The sequence below is a fragment of the Eubacterium ventriosum genome (assembly GCF_025150745.1).
Lineage (GTDB): Bacteria > Bacillota > Clostridia > Lachnospirales > Lachnospiraceae > Eubacterium_G > Eubacterium_G ventriosum.
The window spans coordinates 142,928-155,225 of the sequence record NZ_CP102282.1 but is presented as its reverse complement, the minus strand read 5'-3'; the positions used below and the strand labels follow the sequence as shown (position 1 = coordinate 155,225).

Here is a 12,298-nt window from a genome sequence, read left to right as displayed (position 1 = left end):
CAAAAAAAGGAAAGGAATAAGTACTATGAAAAAATTTAGAAAGATTGTGGCAATAGGCTTAACTGTTGCAATGAGTGTAGGATTATTATCAGGATGTGGATCTTCAGGAGGATCTTCATCAGACAAAGGAGCAGGCAGTTCATCAGGAGGAACAGTCGACAAAGTTACTATTGGTCTTAACGATAACTGGAACGATATTTCACCATTTGGAACAATGAGTGCAATGAGAACAGCGATTATGTACAATTTTTATGAATATGCAGCTGTAAGAAAAGATTTTGGATGCTCATTAGAGGATATGGAACTTGAATGTGCCAAAGAAATAAATAAAGTAGATGATTTAACATATGATGTAGTTTTCTATGATAACATTAAAGATGCGGCAGGAAACGAAATTACAGCAGAAATCAAATTATCAGATAATCCTTTAGGAACAATTGAATATATTTTAAATATTGTTCCTGTTATTTCAAAAAAGGCTTATGAAGATAGTGGTGATGGAATGACAACAAAACCTGTTACAACAGCAGCTTATCAGGTTAAAGAAATGATAGCAGGTTCAACAATTACATTAGAAAAAAATAAAGACTATTGGCAGACAGATGACTCAAAAAGAAGTTCAGTGTCAACAACTAATGTAGACACTATAGTGTACAAGGTAGTAACAGAGGCATCACAGATGGCTACAGCAATTCAGACAGGCGACATTGATGTTGCTCAGTATATGGATACAACAGCAATTGATCCTTTTTATGCTAATGGAAAAGCAACAAATGGATATCAGGTTGAACAGCTTAACTCAAATATGATGTTTACAGTACTTCCCAATATGTCAAAAGACAGTATTCTTTCAACAAGTAAAGAGTTAAGAGAAGCAATATATTATGCTATTAATGCAGAAGACTGTTTGAAAGCATCATGTGGTGGATATGGAGAAACATTATCAGCCATGGCTAACCCACTTTCAGGTGACTATGTTGAAAGCTGGAAAGATAGAGATTATTATAATTACAACATTGAAACAGCAAAACAGAAATTAAAAGATTCAGGTGTAGATGTATCAGGAAAGACATTAAAGATTTTAACACAGCCGGCATTTAACCTTGACAAAGTAGCTGAAGTTATTCAGGCGGCATTACAGGAAATTGGTATTAATTCAAAGATTGTGAATGTGGAAGATGCATTATATCAGACATATAAGACAGATTCAAAACAGTTTGACTTAATTCTTGATATTAAGGGAACAGATGATTATTGTACATTCCCATGGAGCTTATTATTTGATAACAGAAGCTTTGATGGACAGACAGCTAACTTTATTAAAGATGATAAATTACAGGAATTAATGGAAAAATCCTTATCAACAGACACACATAATGAAGATTCAGTAAATGAATTTGAAACATACTTAGATGAAAATGCGTATGCATATGGTTTATTTACAAGAGCAAATTACATAGTTGCAAAATCAGGCAAAGTAAGTAAATTTGCATACTTCTCAGGAACATATATTCTTCCTGGAAGTTGTGAATATTAAAAAGATATAACCTGTAATAGATGCATACAGACAGATAAGAAACATAAAAGTGCCATATAATTGATGTGTAAAATAAAAAAATTATATGGCACTAATGTTGAAAGAGAGAAAAATATGGGCAGATATATTATAAAAAGAATATTATGGATGATTCCAATATTGATTTGTGTTGCAATACTTGTATTTACAATGATGTACTTTGTGCCAGGTGACACTGCACAAATAGTTTTAGGAAGCTCAGCAACACCGGAACAGTTGGAACAATATAGAGAATTACATGGCTTGAATGCTCCATACATATCAAGACTTGTATCATATTTAGGTTCATTATTACATGGAGATTTTGGAACATCATATATTTATAGCACATCTGTAATGTCAGATTTGCTTACTAGATTTCCGAGAACATTTATTATAGCAATTGGAACGGTTATTATTGGAGTAGTTGTTGGTGTCCCTTTTGGAATATGGGCAGCAATTAAGCAGGATTCAATAGCAGACAGATTAATTCTTATTATCTCACTGGTAGGTGCATCAATGCCTAGTTTCTGGTTAGGATTAATGCTAGTTATCTTATTTGCATTAAAGCTTGGTTGGCTTCCACCATTTGGAATAGGTGGTGCGCAGTATTATATTCTACCTATTATAGCAAATGGTGTAGGAGGTTTTGCATCAAACGCAAGACTTGCAAGGTCAAGTATGCTGGAAGTAATAAGATCTGATTATGTAACAACAGCAAGAGCAAAGGGTGTATCAGAAAGAAAGGTAATATTAAATCATGCATTGCCTAATGCACTTATACCAATTATAACTTCTGCAGGTTCATGCTTTGGATTTATGATTGGCGGTACAATGGTAATTGAAAGTGTTTTCTCAATACCGGGAATTGGAATGTATATGACAACAGCTATTTCAAACAGAGATTACAATGCGGTTCAGGGATCAGTTATTTTTATTGCAGTTTTATTTAGTATTTGTATGTTATTAGTTGATTTACTTTATGCCTTTGTTGATCCAAGAATTAAATCTCAATATGAAGGACAAAAGAAAAGGAGGAAGAAAGCATGAGCAGTAAAGGTACTGAAAAAATAAAAAAGAATAGTGCTTCTAAAGCTGTAGCTATCCGAATTTTTAAAAATCCAATGGCAATTGTAGGAATACTTCTTGTAATTATACTTTGTTTTGCAGCAGTTTTTGCACCAATACTTACACAGTATTCACCAACAAAGGTTACGGTTTCAGATGCTTTTTTAACACCTTCTTTAAAACATTTTGCAGGAACAGATGATTTAGGAAGAGATATATTTACAAGATTACTTTATGGAAGCAGATATTCAATACTATTAGGCGTGGCATCAACGGCAGGAGCATTGATTATAGGTATATTTATAGGCTCCATATCAGGTTACTTTGGCGGACAGGTTGATAATATCATAATGAGAATATTAGATGTAATACAGTCTATGCCATCAATGCTTTTTGCAATTATTATTTCAGCAGTATTAGGAGCAGGATTTGTTCAGACAATTGTAGCTTTAAGTGTTGCATCCATACCGGGAATGGCAAGAATGATGAGAGCAAATATATTGTCTGTAAGAGATATGGAATATATCGAAGCAGCAAAATCAATAAAGTGTTCAAATGCAAGAATAATTATGAAACATGTAATACCAAATGCTTTATCTCCAATGATTGTAACAACAGCTAACCAGATATCATCAAATATTTTGATGGCAACAGGTTTAAGTTATATTGGATTAGGAGTTCAGCCACCAACCCCTGAATGGGGAGCAATGTTAACTGCTGGAAGAAACTTTATAACAACATCTCCACATATGGTATTATTCCCAGGAGTATTTATTTGTCTTTTCACAATGGGATTTAACTTATTTGGAGATGCACTAAGAGATGCACTTGATCCAACACTTAAACATTAAGGGAGGCATATAAATGAGCGAAGATAAAAAATTTCTTGAAGTAAAAAATTTAAAAGTAGAATATACCTCCGAAGGGAAAATAGTTCATGCAGTAAATGGAGTAACTTTTCATCTGGACAGAGGAAGAACTGTTGGATTGGTAGGAGAAACAGGTGCAGGAAAAACATCAATTGCAAAAGCAATTTTAAGAATCCTTCCAAATCCGGGAGGTAAGATTTCAGATGGAGAAGTTTATTTGGAAGGGGAAGATATTTTAAAGCGAAGTGAAAGAGGAATGAGAAAACTTCGTGGAAGAAAAATATCTATGATATTCCAGGATCCAATGACAAGTCTGAATCCGGTAAAAAAAGTTGTAGACCAAATCGCAGAGGTAATAAAAACACATAACAAGAAAATGAGTATGGCTGAGGCAACAGCTGAAGCAATTAAGATGTTAGGGAAGGTAGGAATTGCGGAAAACAGGGCAAGAGAGTACCCACATCAGTTTTCAGGTGGAATGAAACAAAGAGTAGTTATAGCGATGGCATTAGCATGCAATCCGGATTTACTTTTAGCAGATGAGCCTACAACAGCCCTTGATGTAACAATACAGGCACAGGTTTTGGATATGATAAATCAGCTAAAGGAAGATTACAATACGGCAATGATTATGATTACTCATGATTTGGGAGTAGTTGCGGAAGTATGTGATGATGTAGCGGTTGTTTATGCAGGAGAAATAATAGAATGTGGAACAAAAGAAGAAGTATTTGACAACCCTACACATCCATATACAAAGGGATTGTTTGGTGCAATTCCGGATATAAATTCACATGTAAAGAGATTATCACCTATTAATGGATTACCACCGGATCCGTCTGATTTACCTAAGGGTTGCAGCTTTAATCCAAGATGTAAATATGCAACGGAAGCATGTAGAAATGGTAATATTGAAACAGTAAATGTAGGTGGAAGTCATATTTGCAAATGTTGTCAGTTGGACAAAATAAGAGGAGGTGAAAAATAAATGGGAACATTACTTGAAGTAAAACACCTCAAAAAATATTTTAATTCACCAAAAGGTAAGGTACATGCAGTAGATGATGTTACATTTAAAATTGAAGAAGGAAAGACAATGGGAGTTGTTGGAGAGTCAGGATGTGGCAAATCAACATTAGGACGAACAATAATTCATTTGCAGGACAGTACAGATGGGCAGATAATCTTTGATGGAAAAGATGTAACAAAAGTTGATAAAAACGGGCTTGCAGATTTAAGAAATGATATGCAGATTATATTTCAGGATCCGTATTCATCTTTAAATCCCAGAATGACCATAAAAGAAACAATTCAGGAACCTTTAAAACTGTCAGGAAAGTATAAAGGTGAAGAATTGGAAGCGGAAACGGAAAGATTGATGAAACTGGTTGGAATAGAAGACAGATTGGCTTTAGCATATCCAAGAGAATTAGACGGTGGAAGACGTCAAAGAGTTGGAATTGCAAGAGCATTGGCGCTACATCCTAAATTTATAGTTTGTGATGAACCGGTATCCGCATTAGATGTTTCCATACAGGCTCAGGTTCTTAATTTACTAATGGACCTACAGGAGTCGGAAGGACTTACTTATATGTTCATAACACACGATATGTCAGTAGTAAAACATATTTCTGATAATATATGTGTAATGTATTTAGGACAACTGATTGAAACATGTAAGTCAGATGAATTATTTGAAAATACACTTCATCCATATTCAAAAGCTTTGCTTTCTGCAATACCAACGGTTGATATCCATGCGGAAAAGAAAAGGATACCTTTAAAGGGTGAGATAGTTTCGCCAATTGATCCTAAACCAGGATGCAGATTTGCAGCAAGATGTCCATATGCAACAGAAGAGTGTAATAAACCTCAGATATTGGAAGAAGTTTTACCTGGACATTTTGTATCATGTTGCAAAGTAAGGGAAATAAATAATTTATAAAAATAAAGAAATTAGGTAGATACAATATTATCTGCCTGATTTCTTTATTTTACATAATGATGTACAATATAGTTACAAGTTCAAAACCGGAGGTTATTTATGAGAATAAAGGTAATGTTAGCATCAAACGATTCAGGTTTTATTAAGCAGATTACGACACAGGCAAAATTTAATGAAAATAAAATGGAAGTATTATCATGGGTAACATCAGGAGAAGAAATATTTCAAAGATTTGAAGAAATTAATCCAAGACTTGTAATAATTGATAAAGATTTGGATGGGTTGGATGCCATTACATGTATTAGAAGAATTTATTCAATAAAGAAGAAATGTAAAGTGCTTGTTATCGGTGGAAAAGATGATGCAGATTTTATGTATAGATTATTAGAAATACAGGTATATGGTTATGTGTCCAAACCTATTGATATTGAAAAAATTAACAATGAATTAGAAAGAATATCAAGAGATATAAGAAGAATAAATATTGAGCAAATACAATATGATGCCAGCTTATCAATGCAGTCTTTATATTTTTGGAAATTAATGTTTGAAAAAAGTGATATGGCATTAGATTTAAATTTTCTCAATTCCATAATGAAATCTGGATTTAAAAAAGGAATGTTTAGAGCATTGTTATTCAGATTAGATGAAATGCATGGGGAGATGCCTAATTTTAAGGAGAATCAGTTTTATACAGACTTGTCATATATTCAGCAACAAATAAAAATGAATACTAATAATTATATTTATGAGTATTGCTATGAAATGATTTTTGACTTTAGATTTAATGGAGTATTGGCAATAATAAATTATGATAAGCAGTATGATGAAATTATAAAAAGCAAATTTGAAGATATTAGAAGAGATTCAGAAGAATATGCAATAAGACACTATGGAATGAGTCTGACTCTTTGCGTAGGAAACGGATATGAGGATCATACAAAAGTTCCAAATTCAAGAGAGGAAGCTTATAGTTCGGCATGGGCAAGAATGAAGCAGGGAACACGTAAAGTTTTATATTATAAAAAGACATTTGATATACATGTAAGTTATAAGCAAAAATTAGAGAGAATAGTAGAACAGTTAAAATCTACAGCAGATACGCTAAATGTTGATGAATTTCATAATATGATAAAGCAGTTATTTGACTTACCGGATTATGTTTTGACAGAGTACAATTCTCGAAATTATTTAATGAATTTTGTAGATACATTTTTTGAAATAAATGGTAAAGTTTTAGCAGAACACATGAATGTTGAAGTGGAAAAAGAATACATAAAAAAGATTTTAAATTATTCAAGAACGCTGGAGGATTATCAGAAGAATTTAGAACATAAATTTGATCAGATGTTTAAAATTCTTGCTGATGATGCAGAAAAACAGAATTTTAGGCCATTAAGAAAAGCCATTAAATATATAAAAGAAAACTATGATAAGCAGATAACAGCGGAAACTTTAGCAGAAGTTGTAAATTTAAGTCCGGTTTACTTTTCGCATTTATTTAAGAAACAAACAGGAAAGAATATGACTGATTACATAACTGAATATAGAATGGAAATTGCTAAGAAAATGTTGTTTGATACAGACAAGACAATATTTGAAATTGCAGTAGCTGTGGGATTTCAAGACCAAAGATATTTTAGCAAAAGATTTAAACAGATTGTTGGAAAAACTCCAAGTGAATATAGAAAATTAAAATAGCAAAAAAGGATATATGATGATTAGTTTCATATATCCTCTTTTTTTAACACAATAGTGAGAAAGAAATTAATAGTTTTATTATATAAATAGCATTGAAGCAGGACAATTATCTTCAGCAACAATGCCGTCATAAACTAGATCATAATTATCTTTTACAGTAAAACGGGTTATTTTACCCTCAAAAATATTAGTGACAAATAAATATTTTCCATCGGGTGAAAAACGAAGTTGATTAGGATTGCCGTCAGGATTCTCCACTAGTTTTACTAAATGCATTAATCCCGCATTATCAAGTCTTATAATGGCAATTGATTTTATTCCTCTTAAGCCAACATAAATATAGTCATGAGAGTTATTAAAAATAATGTCAGATGGCATTATATTGGTATTCTTATCAGAGCAAATGTCTAAACACTGATTTATGGACATATGTCCCTTGGAATCATAATTTAATGCATATATATTTGTACTACCTTCCATATTTACGTAAACAATAGGCTTGTCAGGATGAACTACACCGTAACGTGGTGATTCATTTATACCAACAGATATTTTGTCTAATTCAATTATTTTATTATTTTTATAATCGATTGATATAGAAAAAATAGCATCTAACCCTTTGTCGCAAACAAAGAAAATATTTTTACCGATAGCTTTGTTAATACTGTGTGTTCTTGACATTAAACCGGAAGCATTAGGTTTATTTGTTTTTGGAAGAAAAGCATCAGTAGCTTCACAACAGGAACCGTCTGAATTTAGTTTTATTAATATTACGTGAGGTTCATCGTAGACCAGTTTTTCTTCCAGTCGACCGTTAATGTTTTTGGCAACAGTACAAGTGTGAGAAAATCCACCGTGATGACTGACCAGAATATATTTACCTTTGTCATCTTCACAAATCCATGTTGGATTAGGTCCAAGTGAAGAAACACGATTCAAAACAGATATGGATTCATTACAATTAAAAGTAAGTATTTGATTGTAAAATATTCCGTTCTCTACAGTATCAGTTTCATTTGTTGCGTAAAAGACCTCCTTTGATGAAGAGGCCACTAAATAGCTAATGCCAACATCAGATTCAATATTTTTGATAAATGAAATTTCTCCGTTTGACCAGTTATATTCATATATGGAAAGTCCTTTTCGACCTTTTTCCGGAGACCAGTTTCCAATCAATAAATTCATATTATATCCACCTCATTTCCGTTGTTATATGGGTTAATCTTATAATTTATACAATTAATTAACAATGAGAGGTATTGAAGAAAATGTGGAATATTTAAATGTGTGTGTATATTTTTAATTACTAAATGCATTAAAAATAAAATAATACACATTTTCTTGAAATAGGCACGTACAAAGAAAAGTCTGAAAATAATAAAATTTAGATATAGAGATTATATAAAAACAAAATGTAGCAAAGGAGGTAAAAGTGGAATTTTCAAAAGAATTTTTAAAAAATAAATTTTTTAGAAATCAGGCATTGGGTTTTAATCCACCATTAGATGAGAAAATTGGTGAAACAAGATTTAAAAGTGGAGCTATATTGCAACCTAATGGTGATTATTTATTTAAAATATATGCTCCAAAGGCTGAAAATGTTGAAGTGGAATTAAGTTGGAATGATAGTCCACTTGTATTAGAAAAAAAGGATGATGGTTTTTTTTATGGAATATACCCATATAAGGACTATCTGACAGGACAGGTTGGTGTTTCAATTTATATAGACGGAGCATTGGTATTGTCACCATTTATTCCAATATATTGGACATTAGACAGACCATGTAATTATATTGAAATCCCTGATTATGATATGGAGTTTGCAATGATGCATAATGTGGAACATGGATCTTTTACAAGAGAAATTTTTTATGCAGATAATTTTAAGGAATATCAAAGGGCATTTGTGTACACTCCACCGGGATATATGAAAAATGATAAGGAATATCCTGTATTGTATCTTTTGCATGGTGGAATGGATAATGAAATTGCATGGGAATATGGAGCCAATATGTCTCAGATAATGGATAATCTTATAGCCGATAAAAAATGCGAGGAATTTATTGTTGTAATGACTAATGGAATGCTTAGGTATGATATTAAGCTTCAGGAAAAAGGAAAATGGGATTTAGGTTTGGAAGATATGCTTATAGGAAGTCTTATTCCTTATATAGAGAGTCATTATAGAGTAAAAACAGAAAAGAAATACAGAGCAATTGGTGGGCTTTCAATGGGATCGTATCAAACAAATGATATTGGTTTCAGACATCCGGAACTTTTTGAATATATGGGACAGTTTACAGCAGGAATAACTCAGGATCCAAATAAGTGGACTTATGAGAGAAAATATAAAGAGGCAATTTCAAATCCAAAAGAGTTCGAAAAGAATTATAAAGTATTTTTCAGATCAACAACACCAAATGAAGATCATTTTGAGTTTTTTGAAGAGGATGACAGAATATATGAAAATGCCGGCGTAGAAAAACTGCCATGTTACGTTAGGAAAGTTTATCCGGAAGGAACAAGCAGATGGAAAAGCTGGAGGCTGGGTTTGTATTATTACGCACAGCTTATTTTCAAATAATTGGAAAGGCTAAAAAATATGGAAAAAGAAAATAACAAAATTTGGAACGCAGCATTTATAAGCATATTTGTTGCTAATGCTTTAATGAATTTGGGACAACAAATGGTAAATTCGTTAGTAGCAAAATATGCGGATTATTTAGGTGCGGCAGCAACATTAGTTGGGTTTTTGTCAGGATTATTTGCAGCTACAGCGCTGATTTTTAAAATATTTTCAGGACCGGCTATAGATAGTTTTAGCAGAAAGAAAATTTTGGTATTGTCTATGATTGTTATGATCATTTCGTATGTAGGTTATGGAATTTCAGATAGTGTACCAATGTTAATAGGATTTAGATTACTTGAAGGAAGTGCAAGAGCATTTACGGCAACGTGTTGTTTAGCAATAGCATCGGATACTTTACCGACTGAAAAATTTGGCTCAGGTATAGGAATTTTCTCATTGGCACAGGCAGCATGTCAGGCGGTAGGTCCAACAATAGGATTAACATTATATAGATATATTGGATATAACAAAACATTTTTACTTGGAGCAGCATGTGTTGTATTAGGTGCCATCGCTACAGCAAATATGAAGTTGGAGGAAAAGAAAAATACCAAGAAATTTAAAATAAGCATTTCAAGTATAGCAGCTCCTGAAGCAACAGTACCGGCATTGCTATTGTTCTTATTATCAGGAACATTTTTTACGGTTAATTCATTTTTGGCAATATACGGAACTAATATGGGAGTAATGAATATTGGATTTTTCTTTACGGTTTATGCCGGAGTAATGTTAATTTCAAGACCTATTATTGGAAAATTAAGTGATAAATATGGATTAGTTAAGGTGGTTATACCTGCACTAATATGTTTTGCATTATCATTTTATATAATTAGTATAGCGGAAAATCTCTTTATGTTTCTTGTGGCAGCTTTTGTATCAGCTTTTGGTTATGGGGCTGCTCAGCCGGCAATTCAGACATTATGTATGAAAAGTGTACCTAAAGAAAGAAGAGGAGCAGGCAGTAACACAGCTTACATTGGAAATGACCTTGGAAACATGGCAGGACCATTGGTTGCAGGATATGTAATTGAAGCTTTTGGCTACAGACTTATGTGGAGAATAATGATAATACCTATGGTTGTGGCATTTGTTTTACTTATTGTTTTTAAAGGCAGAATAAATATCATAGAAAAAAATTTTAGAAACCAATAATATTGGGGAAAGGAAGATGAATGAATGTAGTTATTACCGGGGCAGCAGGAGGCTTAGGAATAGAAATTGCAAAACAGACATTAGAAAGAAATGATAATGTTTGGGCATTTGATATTAAGAAGAACTTAAAAATTGAAGAATTGGAAGATTCAGAATATTCAGATAATTTGCATTTTTTTGAATGCGATATTTCTTCTACGGAGGATGTTGCTAATAAATTAAAAGTATTAAAAAATTGTATAACTGAAATTGACGAAATATACAATTGTGCAGGATTTATAAGACCACAGGATAGAGTTCCCCTTGAAGAAACAGATTTGGATGCAATAGCAAAAGTTGTGGATATTAATGCTGTTGGTTTTTTAAGAATCATAAAAGAATTGTTGCCATTAATAAATGCACAAACGAAAATAATTTGTGTAACTTCTGAGGCAGGAAGCATAGGAGCAAATCACAGAAGTCAGGAATATAGTTATGCAATGTCTAAGTGCGCTGAGAATATGGCATGTGTTATTTTACAAAAATATTTTGATGAAAAAATACCTGGAGCAAGGGTGGTATGTCTTCATCCCGGATGGTTAAAAACAACTATGGGTGGTGGAAACATAGCAGAGGTAAATCCTAGTGATAGTGCAAAAGACTTAATGAAAATTGCAAGTGATATTGACACAATATCAAGAAAAGAGATGTTTATAGATCACAGAAGAAATAAAATGCCATGGTAGAAAAAAGGAAGTAGCAGATATAAGAAAAAGCTACTTCCTTTTTTAGAGTGATGTGACCCCATATAGTAAGATTAATTACTTGAAATTTTTAGTTTGGAATTTAAAAGTTTATATTGTATTTTTAAAAATAAAGCAATAATAGAACAAAGTAAATATCCAAAGAAAATTAAAATACCGTTTACCCCTAAAGAAAAATTAATGCTCAATATAAATGAAACAATAGATGTAATTAACAATAATAAGAAGCGGCAAATAAAAGTAATGTAAAAAGTACTATTTATTCTTTTATAATCTTCTTCTTTTAAAGGAAATTTAACAAAACAAAAAAATCCAACTGCAACATATTCGAATATCCATAGACATATGGTGATGAGAGCAGGTATAATACAAAGTCTGTTTGTGTTTATGGGATTTTTTTGCAATGCTGTGAATATAAAAACTAAAGTACTGACAATTTCCAAAAACAGAAAAAGAAATTTAGTTTTTTTAATATCAGTGGCAGAAATATCAAATGAATAATAATTGCCAATATATTTGTATATACGTTTGTATCCTTTTCGTGAATCATCAGGTATGTTTTCTAATTTATAATTTTTAAAATATTTTTCCTTTTCGTTTGGCATGTAAACCTCCTAATCAAGTTTTGATAAACAT

11 protein-coding genes are annotated in these 12,298 nt (G+C 32.1%); 9 read left to right on the top strand and 2 right to left on the bottom strand.

Translation table 11 applies throughout. The features are described 5' to 3' along the window. Nucleotides 1–25: 25 nt before the first annotated feature. The 6 genes from NQ558_RS00670 (at nucleotide 26) to NQ558_RS00645 (ending at nucleotide 7,138) form a co-directional block, all read left to right on the top strand. Nucleotides 26–1,537 carry an ABC transporter substrate-binding protein gene (locus NQ558_RS00670; RefSeq protein WP_040446161.1) on the top strand — a complete coding sequence of 504 codons (1,512 nt, stop codon included), beginning with the start codon at nucleotides 26–28 and terminating at the stop codon, nucleotides 1,535–1,537. Between the two features lie 114 nt (nucleotides 1,538–1,651). Then, on the top strand, nucleotides 1,652–2,605 hold the full coding sequence (locus NQ558_RS00665) for an ABC transporter permease (protein WP_040446163.1): 954 nt from the start codon (nucleotides 1,652–1,654) through the stop codon (nucleotides 2,603–2,605). Further along, on the top strand, nucleotides 2,602–3,474 hold the full coding sequence (locus tag NQ558_RS00660) for an ABC transporter permease (RefSeq protein WP_005359821.1): 873 nt from the start codon (nucleotides 2,602–2,604) through the stop codon (nucleotides 3,472–3,474). The genes NQ558_RS00665 and NQ558_RS00660 overlap by 4 nt, the downstream gene beginning before the upstream one ends. 13 nt (nucleotides 3,475–3,487) lie before the next feature. Beyond that, the gene (locus NQ558_RS00655; protein WP_005359823.1) at nucleotides 3,488–4,480 is read left to right on the top strand and encodes an ABC transporter ATP-binding protein; all 993 of its coding nucleotides are present in this window, start codon (nucleotides 3,488–3,490) and stop codon (nucleotides 4,478–4,480) included. Continuing rightward, entirely contained in the window at nucleotides 4,481–5,437 is a 957-nt protein-coding gene (locus NQ558_RS00650) for an ABC transporter ATP-binding protein (protein WP_005359826.1), read from the top strand. A gap of 99 nt (nucleotides 5,438–5,536) precedes the next feature. Beyond that, entirely contained in the window at nucleotides 5,537–7,138 is a 1,602-nt protein-coding gene (locus NQ558_RS00645; RefSeq protein WP_005359830.1) for a response regulator transcription factor, read from the top strand. Nucleotides 7,139–7,216: 78 nt separating this feature from the next. Here NQ558_RS00645 and NQ558_RS00640 read toward each other — a convergent pair whose 3' ends face one another. Then, complete coding sequence (locus tag NQ558_RS00640) at nucleotides 7,217–8,323, bottom strand: lactonase family protein (RefSeq protein ID WP_005359831.1); 1,107 nt, start codon at nucleotides 8,321–8,323, stop codon at nucleotides 7,217–7,219. Between the two features lie 247 nt (nucleotides 8,324–8,570). Between NQ558_RS00640 and NQ558_RS00635 the strand changes: the two genes are divergently transcribed. The 3 genes from NQ558_RS00635 to NQ558_RS00625 are packed head-to-tail and all read left to right on the top strand — an operon-like array spanning nucleotide 8,571 to nucleotide 11,644. Beyond that, nucleotides 8,571–9,722 (top strand): alpha/beta hydrolase-fold protein, encoded by a 1,152-nt coding sequence (locus tag NQ558_RS00635; protein WP_040446165.1) that lies wholly within the window; start codon nucleotides 8,571–8,573, stop codon nucleotides 9,720–9,722. Nucleotides 9,723–9,740: 18 nt separating this feature from the next. Continuing rightward, nucleotides 9,741–10,919, top strand: a complete 1,179-nt coding sequence (locus NQ558_RS00630; RefSeq protein WP_005359834.1) for an MFS transporter — start codon at nucleotides 9,741–9,743, stop codon at nucleotides 10,917–10,919. Nucleotides 10,920–10,939: 20 nt separating this feature from the next. After that, a complete protein-coding gene (locus NQ558_RS00625; protein ID WP_005359835.1) occupies nucleotides 10,940–11,644 on the top strand; it encodes an SDR family NAD(P)-dependent oxidoreductase in 705 nt (234 codons plus the stop codon). 71 nt (nucleotides 11,645–11,715) lie between these two features. On the opposite strand, the gene NQ558_RS00620 is transcribed toward NQ558_RS00625, so the two are convergent. Beyond that, nucleotides 11,716–12,267 (bottom strand): hypothetical protein, encoded by a 552-nt coding sequence (locus NQ558_RS00620; RefSeq protein ID WP_005359837.1) that lies wholly within the window; start codon nucleotides 12,265–12,267, stop codon nucleotides 11,716–11,718. Between the last annotated feature and the right edge of the window lie 31 nt (nucleotides 12,268–12,298).

Excerpts from the sequence above, each read along its gene's own strand:
- NQ558_RS00670 (WP_040446161.1), top strand. The coding sequence starts at position 26 with ATGAAAAAATTTAGAAAGATTGTGGCAATAGGCTTAACTGTTGCAATG.
- NQ558_RS00665 (WP_040446163.1), top strand. The coding sequence starts at position 1,652 with ATGGGCAGATATATTATAAAAAGAATATTATGGATGATTCCAATATTG.
- NQ558_RS00660 (WP_005359821.1), top strand. The coding sequence starts at position 2,602 with ATGAGCAGTAAAGGTACTGAAAAAATAAAAAAGAATAGTGCTTCTAAA.
- NQ558_RS00655 (WP_005359823.1), top strand. The coding sequence starts at position 3,488 with ATGAGCGAAGATAAAAAATTTCTTGAAGTAAAAAATTTAAAAGTAGAA.
- NQ558_RS00650 (WP_005359826.1), top strand. The coding sequence starts at position 4,481 with ATGGGAACATTACTTGAAGTAAAACACCTCAAAAAATATTTTAATTCA.
- NQ558_RS00645 (WP_005359830.1), top strand. The coding sequence starts at position 5,537 with ATGAGAATAAAGGTAATGTTAGCATCAAACGATTCAGGTTTTATTAAG.
- NQ558_RS00640 (WP_005359831.1), bottom strand. The coding sequence starts at position 8,323 with ATGAATTTATTGATTGGAAACTGGTCTCCGGAAAAAGGTCGAAAAGGA.
- NQ558_RS00630 (WP_005359834.1), top strand. The coding sequence starts at position 9,741 with ATGGAAAAAGAAAATAACAAAATTTGGAACGCAGCATTTATAAGCATA.
- NQ558_RS00625 (WP_005359835.1), top strand. The coding sequence starts at position 10,940 with ATGAATGTAGTTATTACCGGGGCAGCAGGAGGCTTAGGAATAGAAATT.
- NQ558_RS00620 (WP_005359837.1), bottom strand. The coding sequence starts at position 12,267 with ATGCCAAACGAAAAGGAAAAATATTTTAAAAATTATAAATTAGAAAAC.